Genomic DNA, 13,726 nt, shown 5'->3' with positions numbered 1-13,726 from the left:
GGCATCCCCCAGACGGGGCGGCCGGGACCGCCGTACGATGTAACGAAATCAGCCCCGGACGCGTTATGCGTGCGGGGCTGTTTTCCACAGTCGGGTGTCGGGGCACCGAACAGGTGCCCGCACGAGGTCGGAAGAATTGCGGGTCAACGAAGCTCATGGACAGTGCAGCCGCCGAGAAGAGTCCAGCCCGATCCCAGTCGATGACGGCGCTGCTCGAGCAGGCCCTGGACGTGGCGAAGCGGTTCGGCCGCGGCGACCTGGCGCAGCGTCTCGACTCGGCCCGGGGCCGGGTGCAGGACCCGCGGATGCGGATCGTGGTGGTCGGGCCGCTCAAGCAGGGCAAGAGCCAGTTCGTGAACTCGCTTCTCAATCTCACCGTGTGCTCGGTGGGCGACGACGAGACCACCGCGATCCCCACCGTCGTCCAGAACGCCGAGACCGCGTCGGCGGAACTGGTGCTCGCCGATCCGGGCGCCGACCCGATCCGGGTGCCGCTGCCGCTCGACGAGTTGAACGGCATCACCCCGGCCTCGCCCCGCGCCGGGGGCCGGGAAGTACTGCGGGTGGAGGTGAACGTCCCGAGCCCGCTGCTCGCCGACGGGCTGGTCCTCGTCGACACCCCCGGGGTGGGCGGCGCAGGAAATCCACACGCCGCGAGCACGCTCGGTCTGATTCCGGCGTCGGACGCCGTGTTCGTCCTGTCCGACGCCAGCCAGGAATTCACCGAGCCGGAACTCGGTTTCATCCGCCAGGTCACGAGCCTGTGCCCGTCGGTTGCCTGCCTGATCAGCAAGACCGACCTGTACCCGCACTGGCGCGAGATCGTCGAGGCCGACCGGGGGCACCTCGCGCGCGCCGGCCTGGACGTTCCCCTGATTCCGATCTCCTCGGTGCTGCGTTCGCACGCGCTGCGCCTGCAGGACGAGGAACTCAACACCGAATCCGGTTTCGTCGAGCTGTACGCGTTCCTGCGCGACCGGGTGGTGGCCCGTGCGGAGGCGAACACCCGCCGGGCCGTGTCGCTGGACGTGTCGTCGGCGGCCGAGCATCTGACCCTGGGGATCGGCAGTGAGCTTGCCGCCCTGCGTGATCCGGCGAAGGGCGTCGCCGCGGTCGCCGAGCTGCAGAAGGCGAAGGCCGCCGCCGAGGAACTGCACAAGAAGACGTCGCTGTGGCAGCAGACGCTCGGTGACGGCATCGCCGACCTGGCCGCGGACATCGACCACGACCTGCGGGACCGGTTGCGCCGCGTCACCCGGGAGGCGGAGGAGACCGTCGACGAGGGCGATCCCGGTAAGGACTGGGACGCGCTGGGCCAGTGGCTCGAGCAGGAATTCGCCACCGCCATCGGCGACAACTTCGTCTGGGCCCACGACCGCGCGCTGTGGCTGGCCGAGGTGGTGGCGCAGCACTTCGCGGAGACGGGGTCCGTCGAGTTGCCGCACCTGGACGTCGCGGACGTGGACGGGGTCCTCGAACCCGTCGCCTCGCTCGCCGACCTCGAGGCAGGGCGCATCGGGATCACCCAGAAGGTCCTCGTCGGGATGCGCGGCTCCTACGGCGGCGTCCTCATGTTCGGTCTGATCACCACCATGATGGGGATGGCACTGGTCAACCCGATCTCGATCGGTGCCGGAGTCCTGCTGGGCACCAAGGCGTACCGGGAAGACCGGGAGAGCCGGATCCTGAAGCGGCGGGCGGAGGCGAAGACCGCGATCCGCCGGTTCGCGGACGACGCCAGCTTCCAGGTGGGCAAGGAGTCGAAGGATCGGCTCCGGTCGATCCAGCGGTTGCTGCGCGACCATTTCACCGCGATCGCCGAGCAGGCTCTACGGTCGATCAACGAGTCGCTGCGGGCTGCGCAGGAGGCGGCGAACCTCGAGTCCACCGAACGGACCCGTCGCATCGCGCAGCTCGAGAAGGATCTGCACGTCGCTTCCGAGCTGAAGCAGCAGGCCGCGCAGCTCGTCGCAGGCGACGCGGGAGCGGTCACGGCATGACCGCCGCTCCGCTCCACGAAGCCCGGGCACTCATCGCCTCCGCCCGGCAGTTGTACGCGGGCAGGCCCGAGATCCGGGATCAGCTGACCGAATGCGCCCGGCGACTGGAACAACCACTGCGGGTGGCACTGGCGGGTTCGCTGAAGGCGGGCAAGTCCACGCTGCTCAATTCCCTGGTGGGGCAGGACATCGCACCCACCGACGCGACCGAGTGCACGCGCGTCGTCACCTGGTACCGGAGCGGGTCGACGCCCACCGTGACGGCGTGGTACCAGCCGGACCCGGGCACCGGCGGCCGGCGTTCGGCGAACGTCCCGGTGCTGCGCCGGGACGGACATCTGACGTTCGACCTCGGACACCTCACCGCCGACCAGGTGGACCGCCTCGACGTGGAGTGGCCGTCGTCCGCGCTGGCGCACACCACGATCATCGACACCCCGGGCACGTCCTCGCTGTCGCGGGACGTCTCGGCGCGCACGCTCGAGATGCTCACCCCGGACAACGAGGCGTCCGGCGCCGACGCCGTGGTCTACCTGCTGCGCACCCTCAACGCCACCGACGTCCAGTTCCTCGGTCAGATCGGCGACCACGTCGGCGACGAATCGGGACCGCTCGGTGTGGTCGGGGTCGTGTCGCGGGCCGACGAGGTGGGGGCCGGACGCCTGGACGCCATGATGTCGGCGAAGGAGGTGGCGTCCCGGTTCGCGGGTGAACTCGAACGGACCGGGCTGTGCCAGGCCGTCGTCCCCGTCGCGGGTCTGCTGGCGCTCGGGGCCCGCACGATGCGTCAGGCCGAGTTCGCGGCGTTCCAGCATCTGGCCGAGGTTCCGGTGGACGATCTGAACCTGGCGATGCTCTCGGCCGACCGGTTCTCCCGTGAGGACAGTCCGCTCCCGGTGGACGCCCGGATGCGCGCGCAGCTGGCAGACCGCTTCGGGCTCTTCGGGATCCGGATGGCCGTCACCCTGATCCGGCTGGGCACCAAGGACTCGCCGACGCTGGCGGCCGAACTGGTGGAACGCAGCGGTCTCGACGAATTGCGTCAGGTGATCGACATCCAGTTCGGGCAGCGGGCCGATCAGTTGAAGACCCACTCGGCACTGGTGGCGCTCAAGCGGGTGCTGACGGCGCATCCGGTGCCGGGGGCGGGCGAGATCCTGATGTCGGCCGAACGACTGCTGTCCGACGTGCACGGTTTCCAGGAACTGCGGCTGCTCGGGCGGCTGCGGTCCACCGAGGTGGGGCTGCCCGCCGACGACGTCGCCGAACTGCAACGACTGATCGGCGGATTCGGAATCCAGATCCCGGAACGACTGGGCACCGACGGCGACGACTCCGTGGAGTTGCAGCGGATGCGGGCGCTCGCCGCGGTGCGAAAGTGGCGCGAACGCGCACGGCACCCGTTGCTCGACCAGTTCACGGCGCGGGCCTGCACCGTCGCGGCCCGCAGCGCGGAAGGTGTTCTGGAGGAACTGAACACGGTCCGCCTCTAGCCGGGTCAGGTCGCGGACACGCCCGCGATCTCGCCCTCCCGGAACGCGTCCACGAACAGTTGGTGGTCCTTGCGGCTGACCTCGGCGTAGGCGATGCCGAAGTCGACGATCTCGCCGACGAATTCGTCCAGCCTGCCGTCGACGACGTTCTGGATCGCGTCCTCGGTCTGGAACGTCACCAGGGTCTGGTCGCTGTCCTCGTCGGAGACGCAGTGCACCTTCGCGGTCGCCCGGCCGAGGTCCTCGAGCAGCGGCGCGATGTCCTCGGGTTCGGTGAGGTCGGACCAGTCGAGGTCCAGTTCGTACGGGGAGAGTTCGGCGACGACGAAGCCGGTGCCGTCGATCTCCGTGTAGCCGAGCAGCGGATCCGTGTGGACCTGCAGGGCGCGCTGACTCACCGCGGTGCGGTGACCCTCGTGCTCGAAGTACTCCCGGACACCGGGTTCGTCGACGATCCGGCTCGGAGCGGCGACGTTGCCCTGCTTGAGGGACAGCACGATGTCGTTCTCGAGCGCCTGGGACGCCCCTTCGATGAGCACGTTGTACGCGGGCAGACCGGCGCTTCCGATCCCGAAGCCCTTCCGTCCCACCACGTCCTTGATGCGGTAGAACACCGGGCGAGTGGACCGCTTGCTGCGGGGGACCCGCTCGACGTACTTCTCCACCGCCTCGCGGACCGTGGCGCGTTCGGCCTCCTCCAGTTCGCGGACCCCGCGCCCGCGGCGGAAGTGCCGGTCGAAGTCCTCCAGCACCGTGACGGATTCGAGCAGGCTCACCCGGGTGGCGAGGCGCGCGCTCAGCAGGAGGTCGTGAATGGCGCCCCGCGAATTGTCCAGGCGCAGCGCATACGCCTCGTCCTCCTCCTCCCGCGCGTACTGCAGGACCTGCTCGACGTAACTGCGCAGATACGTCTCGGCGAGTTCCCGGACATCGCTCTCGGGGAGCGCCTTCTGCCAGCCCATCAACGCCAGGCTCGCGACGAAGCGCCGCAGATCCCAGCTGAAGTGCCCCACGTACGCCTCGTCGAAATCGTTGACGTCGAAGACGAGCGTGCCCTCCGAGTTCATGTACGTGCCGAAATTCTCCAGATGCAGATCGCCGTGAATCCACACGCGGCCGGTGCGCTCGTCCGCCCACGGATCGTCGAACTCACGCAGATCGTCGTAGAACAGGCACGCGCTGCCCCGGTAGAACGCGAACGGGTTGGCGGCCATCTTCCGGAACTTCGTGCGGAACGCGCTCGGGTCCGCGTCCATCAGGTCGGCGAAGGTCTCGACGAGGACCTCCACGATCCGCCTCCGCCTCGTGGAATCGGCGTCGTCCACACCAGCCTCCTTCTCGCGGCAGAACCGTCACGACCGCACCGAACCACGGTAACGCTGCCGCCCTGCCGGCGACTGCAGATACGCCCACGCATCGGCCACGATCTCGTCGAGATCGGCGTGTTGCGGGCGCCAGCCCAGTTCGGCCTGCACCCGTGCGCCGGACGCGACGAGGACCGCCGGATCGCCGGCGCGGCGCGGCGCGTCGCGCGTGGCGACCGTCCGGCCCGTCACACGTTCGCAGGACGAGATCACCTCCCGCACACTGAACCCGGTGCCGGTGCCGAGGTTGAAGATCCGGTGCGTTCCGGGTCGCGAGGATTCGATCGCGAGGACGTGCGCCTCGGCCAGGTCGCGGATGTGGATGTAGTCGCGGACGGCGGTACCGTCGGGAGTGGGCCAGTCGGTGCCGAACACCGAGATCTCGGCGCGGTGCCCGGCCGCGACCTGCAGCACCAGCGGGATCAGGTGGGTCTCCACGCGACGGTTCTCGCCGAGACCGGCGTACGCGCCCGCCACGTTGAAGTACCGGAGGCTGCACGCCGCCAGTCCGTGGGCGTGCGCGTACGACGTGATCGCGTGGTCGATCGCCAGTTTGGTGGCGCCGTACGGGTTGGTCGGCCGGGTCGGTGCGTCCTCGGTGATCGGCACGGAATCCGGTGAGCCGTACGTCGCGGCCGTCGAGGAGAACACCAGCCGGCCGGTGCTGGAGGAGCGTATCGCCTCCAACAGCGTCAGCGTCGTGACGACGTTGGCCTGCCAGTACGTTTCCGGGGTCTCTACCGACTCGCCGACGAGTGAGCGGGCGGCGAAATGCAACACGCCGTCGACATCCCCGGCGCCGAGGACCCGGTGGGCGGCGTTCGCGACGTCGTCCTCGACGAACTCCGCCCCGGCGGGCACCGCGTCGGCGTTGCCGGTCGAGAGGTCGTCGACGATCACGACCGAGTGGCCGCACTCGAGCAGCCGCTGTGCGCAGACGCTGCCGACGTATCCGGCACCGCCGGTGACGAGAAGTTTCACCGTTCTCCTTCGAGTATCAGTCGCCGAGCCGGGCGCCGGTCGTGGGCGAGAAGAAGTGCAGGCGGGCCGGGTCCGGTGCCAGCCGGATCACGTCGCCCTTGGCTGGGGAGGCGGAGTCGCTGACCCGGGCGACGATGTCGTGACCACCGAGTTCGCCGTCCCGAACGAGGCGCCCGTACACGTAGGCGTCGGCGCCGAGTTCCTCCACGACGTCGACCTTGACGGCGGTGCCGGTGCCGGCCGCGCGCCACGATTCGGGCCGCACGCCGACGACCACCCGGTCCGTGCCGAGCTCGTCGAGGACGGCGCGGGGCACGGGTGTGGCCAGTGAGCCGATCTGCGCGGCGCCGCCTTCGATGTCGACCTCGAACAGGTTCATGGCGGGCGACCCGATGAATCCGGCGACGAAACTGTTGACCGGCTTCTCGTACAACGTCTTGGGGCTCGCGCACTGCTGGAGGAGGCCACCCTTCATCACCGCGACGCGGTCGCCCATCGTCATGGCCTCGACCTGGTCGTGGGTGACGTACACGGTGGTGGTGCCCAGCCGCCTCTGCAACAGTGAGATCTGGGTGCGGGTCTGCACGCGGAGCTTCGCGTCGAGGTTGCTCAGCGGCTCGTCCATCAGGAACACCTGCGGGTTGCGGACGATCGCCCGGCCCATCGCGACCCGCTGGCGCTGCCCGCCGGACAGTGCCTTCGGCTTGCGGTTCAGGTAGTCGCCGAGGTCGAGGATCTTCGCGGCCTCCTCGACGCGGCGGCCGATCTCGGTCTTGTCCATGCCGGCGATCTCGAGGGCGAAGCCCATGTTCTTCGCGACAGTCATGTGGGGGTACAGCGCGTAGTTCTGGAACACCATCGCGATGTCCCGTTCCTTCGGGGCGAGCGCGGTGACGTCGCGTTCGCCGATGCGGATGGCGCCGTAGTCGACGTCCTCGAGACCGGCGAGCATCCGCAGCGACGTCGACTTGCCGCAGCCGGACGGGCCGACGAGGACGAGGAATTCGCCGTCCTCGATGTCGAGGTTCAGCGAATCGACGGCCGGCACATCGGAACCTGGGTACATCTTGGTGGCTGCGTCGTACGTGACTTGTGCCATGGTGTTCTCCTGGTCGTGGAAGGGATCTCAGAGTCGGTGTGCCGAGCCCGACGGCTCGGCGGACAGGAACTGGGGGACCGGCAGGCCGGCGGAAGCGGCCCGGCGGACGACGGTCTCGACGACGGCGTCGACCCGGCCGGCGGGCACCAGGGCGATCGCGGAGCCGCCGAACCCGCCCCCGGTCATCCGGGCACCCCAGGCGCCGGCCGCGAGGGCGGCGTCGACGGCGGAGTCGAGTTCGGCGGAGCTGACCTCGTAGTCGTCGCGCAACGAGGCGTGCGAACGGTTCAGGGCGTCGCCGATGTCGGCGATCCGCCCGCGGTCGAGCAGATCGGCGACCTCCCGGACACGACGGATCTCGCCGAGCACGTGCCGGGCCCGCTGCGCTACCGGGGAACTGAGCGCCGCGACCGCCGCGTCGGCGTCGGCGACGTCACGCAGGGTGGCGACGCCGAGGTCGGCGCACGCCTTCTCGACGGCGGCGCGCCGGTTGCCGTACTGGCCGTCGACCAGTCGGTGCGGCGCGTTCGTGTCGATGACGATCAGCCGGGCGCCCGCGGAGCCGAAGTCAAGGGGGACGTGCCGGGTGGCGCCGTCCCGGCAGTCGAGGAGCAGAGCGTGGCCGGGGCGGGCGAGCATCGCCACCGACTGGTCCATGCCGCCGGTAGAGGCGCCGGCGATCTCGTTCTCCGCGAGGACGGACGCCTCGATCAGTGGCCGGCGGCCGTTCGTGTCCGTGGGTAGTCCGGTGAGGTCGGCGACGGCCAGCGCGAAGGCGCACTCCAGGGCGGCCGAACTCGACAGCCCGGAGCCCACCGGAACCGTCGAATGCACCGCCACGTCGAAACCCGTTCCCGCCGTGAGATGTCCGGACCGGCGCAGCGCCCACACCACCCCGGCGACGTAGGCGGCCCAGCCGGACGGGTGGCCCGGGGCGACGTCGGCGAGCGGGCCCCGCCAGGTGTCGGTGGTGTGCGTGGACACGGCGTGCAGGATCCCGTCGTCGCGCACCCGGACGGCGACCACGGTCCCGTACGGGAGGGCGAACGGCAGGACCAGCCCGCCGGCGTAGTCGACGTGCTCACCGATGAGGTTGACCCGGCCGGGCGCGGTCCAGACACCGTCCGCGTCGCCGCCGAACGTGTTGCGGAACAACGCCTCCGCGGTGTCCGCGACCGCGCGGGCGTCGACAGGGGTGACCCAGTGCGGTGCACTCACGACGCCACCTCCCGCAGCCGGTCGGCGATGCGCTCGGGGGTGGTGTCGTTGACCCACGCCCCCATCCCGGACTCGGATCCCGCCAGGTACTTCATCCGGCCAGGGGAGCGCATCATCGAGAACAGCTGCAGGTGCAGGCGTCCGAGCGGGCGGTCCTCGCCGACGGGCGCCTGATGCCACGCGGCGATGTAGGGGACGGCGTCGACGCCCTCGAAGAAGCGGTCGACCCGCCGCAGCAGTTCGAGGTAGACGTGGGCGAGTTCGTCGCGTTCGTCCTCGGTCGGTTCGGTGAGGTCACGGATGTCGCGGTGGGGTGCGAGGTGCACCTCCAGCGGCCAGCGCGAGGCGGCGGGAACGTACGCGGTCCAGTGTTCTCCGGCCAGGACCACCCTTCTGCCGGAGCGTGTTTCGGCGTCGAGGACGTCGGCGAGCAGCAGTCGCCCGGTGCTCTCGAAGTGCTCGCGGGAACGCCGGATCAGCGCGTCCGTGCGCGGCGGCAGATACGGGTAGGCGTAGATCTGACCGTGCGGATGGGTGAGGGTGACACCGATTTCCTTGCCTCGGTTCTCGAAGCAGAACACCTGCCGCACCCCGGGCAGCGCCGACAGCTCGGCGGTGCGGTCGGCCCAGACGTCGACGACGGTGCGAACCCGGTCGACGCTCAGGGAGGCGAACGCGGCATCCGGGTCGCTGGTGAAGCACACCACCTCGCACCTTCCCGCTCCCGGGGCCAACGGCCACAACGCTTCCCCGTCGACGCAGTCCGGCAGGTCCTGCTCGGTGGCGGCCGTCGCCAGCGACGGGAAGCGGTTCTCGAACACCACGACGTCGTAGTCGTCGGCCGGAATCTCGGTGGGCGCCTTGCCCGGCCGGCTCGGGGCGAGCGGTGACGCGTCCGGCGGTGGCAGGAACGTGCGGTCCATCCGCTGCGCCGCGATCACCACCCACTCACCCGTGAGCACATCGAACCGCATCTGCGACTGCGACACCGCCGGCGGCAAGGGGCGCGAATCCACCAGTTCCCGGGTGGCGTCGCCCGACACGTACGGCTCGGAGTCGTCGAAGTAGATCAGTTCGCGGCCGTCCGCGAGCGTTGTCCGGGTCTTGCGCATCCGGACCCGCGCGGGGGCCTCCCGCGCCTCCTGTTCGTCACGCACGGTCATCGTCAAGTCCTTCCCGGTTCTCCCGTGTCACCACGAGATCGCCGACGTGGTCGGCGAGGGCTTCCTGGGCGGCGCGCTCGAGCCCGGCGTCGGTGATGAGGATGTCGACGTCGGACAGTGGGATCGTGTTGGCCAGCGCGGTCACCCCCCACTTGGTGTGATCGGCGAGCACCACGACCCGCCGCGACGACGCGACGAGCGCCTGATTGGTCTGTGCTTCCATCAGATTGGGGCAGGTGAGCCCCGAGTCGATCCCCATGCCGTGGGTGCCGAGGAACAGCATGTCCACGTGGATACCGCGGAGGGCGGCGACCGTGAGCGGCCCGACCAGTGCGAACGACGGGGTGCGCTGACCGCCGGTGAGGAGGACGGTCTGGTCGTCGCGGCCGCCCTCGTGGAACGCGTCTGCGACGGGCAGCGAATTGGTGACGACGGTGATGTCGGGGACGTCGAGGAGTTCGCGTGCGAGCGCGTGTGTGGTGGTGCCGCCGGAGATGCCCACCGACGTGCCCGGGCGCACCAGCCGGGCGGCGGCGCGGGCGATGGCACGCTTGGCCTCGCGGTCGAGTTCGGACTTCGCCGAGAACCCCGGTTCGTGCACACTCGCCGACCGCGGCAGCGTGACTCCGCCGTGCACCCGTTCGACGAGACCCTGTTCGACGAGTTCGTTGATGTCGCGCCGGATGGTCATGTCGGAGACCCCGAGGGTCGCGCCGAGGTCGACGACCTTCACCGCACCGTGCGCGGTGACTTCGTCGAGGATCACCTGCTGGCGCTGACGAGCGAGCATCATGCGTCCGCCTTTCGTGTCCGGGCGCCGCGGCCGGCGCTGCCTTCGCGAATCACAGCACAGCTGCCCGGTTCCAGGGCGAGCGGTCCGTCGACCACCCGTTCGGTCACGAGGTCGGTTCCGGACACGTCCACGGTCACCTTGTCGTTCGTGTGGTTGAGGACGAACAGCCACGATCCGTGCTCGCCGCGCCTGCGCACGATCTCGACGTCGGCGTGCTGCCCGGCGTAGAGCGCGAGACCGGCTGCGGCGCAAATTGTCTCGGCGAGCCTCGCCCAGCCCCGCGGGTCGGGGACGGTGGCGAGATACCAGGCCGCGCCGTCGCCGACGGGGCGCCGGGTGAGGGCGGGCACGCCCTGCAGGTGTCCCTCGGTGTGGCGGGCGAGGACGTCCACATCCTCGGAGACCGTCAGGTATTCGGTCCAGATGCCGGCGGCGGTGCCGTCGTCGAGGACCACGGTCTCGTCGTCGGCGAGCGGGAAGAATTCCTCGGTGCGGACGCCGAGGAGATCGCGGAACGCCCCGGGATAGCCGCCGAGCCGGACGTGATCGTCGCGGTCCGCGATCCCGGAGAACGCGGTGACCAGCACCTGGGCGCCCGCCCGGGCCGCGGCCTCGATCCGCGCGGCGTCCTCGTCGCTGCACAGGTACACGGCCGGGACCACCACCACGGCGTATCCGCTCAGATCGGCGTCCGGGGGGATCACGTCACACGTGACGCCGGAGAAGGCGCGATGGGCGCGTTCGGCGATCGCCATCGGCTGCATCAGCCGGGACGGATGCCCGTCCTGCTCGCACGCCCACTGCGACTCCCAGTCGAACAGCACACCCACCGGCGCCTCCACACGGCTGCCTGCCACCGGCTCGAGGCGGCGCAGGACGGCACCGAGCTGGACGACCTCCCGCCAGCGGGCGGAATCGGTGCCCGCGTGCGGCACGAGGGCGGAATGGAACTTCTCGGCGCCGGCCTGCGAGGCACGAAACTGGAAGTAGGCGATGCCGTCCGCTCCGCGGGCCACGTGAGTGAGGGAGTTGCGCAGCATCTCGCCGGGCGCCTTCGCCCGGTTGACCGGCTGCCAGTTGACGGCGCTCGTCGAATGCTCCATCAGCAGCCACGGCCGCGACCCGGCGATCCCGCGGGTGAGGTCCGCGGAGAACGACAGCCGGTGGTGGGCGGCGCCGTCGCCCGTCGCGGGCCCCACCAGGTAGTGGTCCGTGGAGACGAGGTCCTGTTCGGGCGCCCACTGCGCGTAGTTCATGTCGCCGGCGAGCGACTGCGGTGAGCCCATCCCCACCATGAAGTTGGTGGTGACGGGGATGTCGGGGGTGATGCGCCGCAACACCTCCCGCTCCGCGAGGTACTGGTCGAGGAGGGCGTCGGAGCAGAATCGGCGCCAGTCCAGCAGATGGGTGGGGTTGCCGAACGTCGTGCTCACGGCGGGCGGCACCACCTCGTCCCACGCGCTGTAGCGCTGGCTCCAGAATGTCGTGCCCCACGCCCGGTTGAGTTCGGTGAGGTCGCTGTAGCGACGCTGCAGCCACCGCCGGAACGCCCGCGTGCTGTCGGGGGAGTAGCAGCGCGAGTTGTGACAGCCGAGTTCGTTCGACACGTGCCACAGGGCGAGCGCCGGGTGGTCGCCGTAGCGGACGGCCATCTTCTCGACGAGGACGAGGGACAGGTCGCGGTAGACCGGGGAACTCGGGCTCCAGGTCTGCCTGCTGCCGATCTCGTACCGGTAGCCGCGCTCGTCGACGGGCCGGACCTCGGGATGCGCCGCCGTCAGCCACGGGGGCGGGGACGCGGTGGCGGTGGCCAGGTCGACGCGGACACCGCCCCCGTGCAGGAGATCCAGGACGCGATCGAGCCAGCCGAAGTCCCAGGTGTCGGGGGTGGGCTGCAGCCGCGCCCACGAGAACACGCCGACGGTCGCGAAGTCGACACCCGCCTCGCGCATGAGTTCGACGTCGCGCCGCCACACCTCTTCGGGCCACTGCTCGGGGTTGTAGTCACCGCCGAAGGAAATGCCCCGGGTCGGCCACCTCAGGGGCCGCCCGCCGGAGTCGCTCGCTGTGTGCATGCTCACAATCTGTCGGATCTCCATTCAAAAGTCAACACGAATGAACATTTCTGCACTTCTGCAGGTGAAAGCGCATCGATCCGGTTGACAATGCGCGGATGGTCGTGATTTTGTAACGTGCATCACGTAGCGGCGTGAGGCGACAGCACCGAAACATGATCGAAATTGTTCGATTTCGATCAGGTGATGAGCGACTCCGCCCACCGGGTACTCAATCGAAAAGGGCACCATGAACCGAAACGAGCTGCCGCACACGTGGCAACCCTCCCGGCGCACCTTTCTCAAGGCCGCGCTCGGCGCCGCGGGCGCCCTGTCGACGGCGGGCCTGCTGTCCGGGTGCACGAGCGGTGTCGACCCCCACCTGATCACCCTCGGATCGCGGCTGTCGGACAAGAACGCCAAGCTCGGCGTCCAGGACGTCGTCGGGATGTTCCAGCAGCAGACCGGCGCCGCCGTGCGCATCAACTCCGTCGACTCCACCTCGTTCCAGGAAAACGTCAACAACTACCTGCAGGGCACACCGGATGACGTGTTCACCTGGATGTCGGGATACCGGATGAAATACTTCGCCGACAAGGGCCTCGTCGACGACGTCAGCTCGGTGTGGCAAGCACGCGGCAGCGGTTTCAGCGACAGTTTCCGCGAGGCGTCCACCGGAACCGACGGCAGGCAGTACCTGATCCCGTTCTTCTACTACCCGTGGGCCGTGTTCTACCGGCCCAGCCTGTGGCAGCAGCGCGGCTACGTGCCGCCGAAGACGTTCGACGAATGGGTGATCCTGTCGAAACGCATGCAGACAGACGGTCTCACACCCATGGGGTTCGGTGTGCGCGACGGCTGGCCGCCGTTCGGCACGTTCGACTACCTCGACCTGCGCCTCAACGGCGTCGACTTCCACCGCTCCCTGCTCGCGGGCGATGTGAGCTGGACCGACAACCGCGTCCGGTCGGTGTTCGACACCTGGCGTGAGATCCTGCCGTTCCACCAGCCGCAACCGCTGGGCCGCAAGATGTCCGAGGCGCAGCAGGCACTCCTCAACAAGGAGGTCGGCATGCTGGTGGCCGGCATGTTCGTCGCGCAGAGCTTCCCCGCGGGGCCCGACCGGGAGGACCTGGACTTCTTCGCCTTCCCCGAACTCGACTCCGCCGTCGGCACTTCGGCGGTCGAGGCGCCGATGGACGGTTTCATGATGCGCAAGGACCCGCGCAACCTCGGCGGGGCGCAGCAGCTCCTCTCCTTCCTCACCAGCGCCGACGCCGCGGTCGCGTACGCGAAGCAGGACCCGCAGGCGATCCCGGCGCATCGCGGCGCCGACCTGTCGAGTTTCCCTCCGCTCGTGCAGAAGTCGGCCGCCCTCGTGCAGGGCGCCGGGGCGATCACCCAGTTCCTCGACCGGGACACCCGCCCCGACTTCGCGTCCGTCGTGATGATCCCGGCGATGCAGCAGTTCCTCGGCAACCCGAACGACGTCGACGGCCTGGTCCGCAGCATCGAGCGGCAGAAGGCGGCGGTGTTCGGGCAATGAACGCACACGAGAAGA

Annotated in this window: 10 protein-coding genes; 3 read left to right on the top strand and 7 right to left on the bottom strand. The window is 69.6% G+C overall.

Features of this window, described 5'->3' with window-relative positions; all coding sequences use genetic code 11:
- Positions 1-155 precede the first annotated feature (155 nt).
- Positions 156-2,000 carry a dynamin family protein gene (locus ACFTZB_RS03770; protein ID WP_378430154.1) on the top strand — a complete coding sequence of 615 codons (1,845 nt, stop codon included), beginning with the start codon at positions 156-158 and terminating at the stop codon, positions 1,998-2,000.
- The gene (locus ACFTZB_RS03765; RefSeq protein ID WP_378430153.1) at positions 1,997-3,493 is read left to right on the top strand and encodes a dynamin family protein; all 1,497 of its coding nucleotides are present in this window, start codon (positions 1,997-1,999) and stop codon (positions 3,491-3,493) included. Before ACFTZB_RS03770 ends, ACFTZB_RS03765 begins: the two co-directional genes overlap by 4 nt.
- 5 nt (positions 3,494-3,498) lie before the next feature.
- On the opposite strand, the gene ACFTZB_RS03760 is transcribed toward ACFTZB_RS03765, so the two are convergent.
- The 7 genes from ACFTZB_RS03760 to ACFTZB_RS03730 are packed head-to-tail and all read right to left on the bottom strand — an operon-like array spanning position 3,499 to position 12,186.
- Entirely contained in the window at positions 3,499-4,818 is a 1,320-nt protein-coding gene (locus tag ACFTZB_RS03760; protein ID WP_378430152.1) for a DUF2252 domain-containing protein, read from the bottom strand.
- A 27-nt stretch (positions 4,819-4,845) separates the two neighbouring features.
- The gene (galE, locus tag ACFTZB_RS03755) at positions 4,846-5,838 is read right to left on the bottom strand and encodes a UDP-glucose 4-epimerase GalE (RefSeq protein WP_378430151.1); all 993 of its coding nucleotides are present in this window, start codon (positions 5,836-5,838) and stop codon (positions 4,846-4,848) included.
- Between the two features lie 16 nt (positions 5,839-5,854).
- On the bottom strand, positions 5,855-6,937 hold the full coding sequence (locus ACFTZB_RS03750) for an ABC transporter ATP-binding protein (protein ID WP_378430150.1): 1,083 nt from the start codon (positions 6,935-6,937) through the stop codon (positions 5,855-5,857).
- A gap of 27 nt (positions 6,938-6,964) precedes the next feature.
- Positions 6,965-8,155: a galactokinase gene (galK, locus tag ACFTZB_RS03745; RefSeq protein ID WP_378430149.1), complete on the bottom strand. Its 1,191-nt coding sequence runs from the start codon at positions 8,153-8,155 to the stop codon at positions 6,965-6,967.
- Positions 8,152-9,318, bottom strand: coding sequence for a galactose-1-phosphate uridylyltransferase (gene galT, locus ACFTZB_RS03740; protein WP_378430148.1), 1,167 nt, complete (start codon positions 9,316-9,318; stop codon positions 8,152-8,154). Before galT ends, galK begins: the two co-directional genes overlap by 4 nt.
- Positions 9,305-10,111: a DeoR/GlpR family DNA-binding transcription regulator gene (locus ACFTZB_RS03735; protein ID WP_083395591.1), complete on the bottom strand. Its 807-nt coding sequence runs from the start codon at positions 10,109-10,111 to the stop codon at positions 9,305-9,307. Before ACFTZB_RS03735 ends, galT begins: the two co-directional genes overlap by 14 nt.
- Positions 10,108-12,186 (bottom strand): beta-galactosidase, encoded by a 2,079-nt coding sequence (locus ACFTZB_RS03730; protein ID WP_378430147.1) that lies wholly within the window; start codon positions 12,184-12,186, stop codon positions 10,108-10,110. The genes ACFTZB_RS03735 and ACFTZB_RS03730 overlap by 4 nt, the downstream gene beginning before the upstream one ends.
- 229 nt (positions 12,187-12,415) lie before the next feature.
- Here ACFTZB_RS03730 and ACFTZB_RS03725 point away from each other — a divergent pair, with 229 nt between their 5' ends.
- Positions 12,416-13,711 (top strand): ABC transporter substrate-binding protein, encoded by a 1,296-nt coding sequence (locus ACFTZB_RS03725; RefSeq protein WP_378430146.1) that lies wholly within the window; start codon positions 12,416-12,418, stop codon positions 13,709-13,711.
- The last annotated feature ends 15 nt before the right edge of the window (positions 13,712-13,726 follow it).

Origin of the sequence: Rhodococcus sp. NPDC057014 (assembly GCF_042673295.1) — a bacterium.
Lineage (GTDB): Bacteria > Actinomycetota > Actinomycetes > Mycobacteriales > Mycobacteriaceae > Rhodococcus_F.
Note: the sequence above shows the minus strand (reverse complement) of the source record. Positions and strands in the feature narration are given on the sequence as shown.